Annotated in this window: 1 protein-coding gene; it reads left to right on the top strand. The window is 69.5% G+C overall.

The annotated features are described in order from the left end of the window. Positions 1-512, top strand: a 512-nt coding sequence (locus ACR30Z_RS22605) for a DUF6531 domain-containing protein (protein ID WP_434374681.1), incomplete at both ends; no start/stop codon positions are given.

Genomic DNA, 512 nt, shown 5'->3' with positions numbered 1-512 from the left:
TTCGCCGGGGCGGCCGCGGGCCTGGTTCTCACGCGGATGTATAACTCCCTCGGCTCGGGCCTGGCCGGTGACGGGGTGTTTGGTCCGGGGTGGGCGTCGGTGCTGGATCAGCACTTGGTCCTCACTGATGAGGGCTGCCGGTGGGTGATGGCTGACGGGCGGGCGGTGGATTTCCCCCGTGAGGGTACGGGCTGGGCCCGCGCGGTCGGAGAGAATTACTGGCTCACCCGCCACCCGGCCACGGAACCGTTCCTGGCGGAGCTGACCTCCGTACCCGAAGGCGTCACTGAGGTGTTGGTCGTGGCCGATAACCAGGGCGGCTGGTGGGCTTACACCACCGCCGGCGTGTGGCTGGGGACCGGGGCAGGGCCCGGGCGAACCATCTCCGCCCACCGCAGTGAAGCGGTCGACGGCGGCGGGCCGGGGGCGGTTGACCGGTTGGTGCATGTGCGGGGCCGGTTCGTGGAGATTGATTACGTCGGTGGTGTGGTGGCGGTGGTTCGTTCATCGGA

The organism is Paenarthrobacter sp. FR1 (genome assembly GCF_051106045.1).
GTDB classification, from domain to species: domain Bacteria; phylum Actinomycetota; class Actinomycetes; order Actinomycetales; family Micrococcaceae; genus Arthrobacter; species Arthrobacter nitroguajacolicus_A.
Note: the sequence above shows the minus strand (reverse complement) of the source record. Positions and strands in the feature narration are given on the sequence as shown.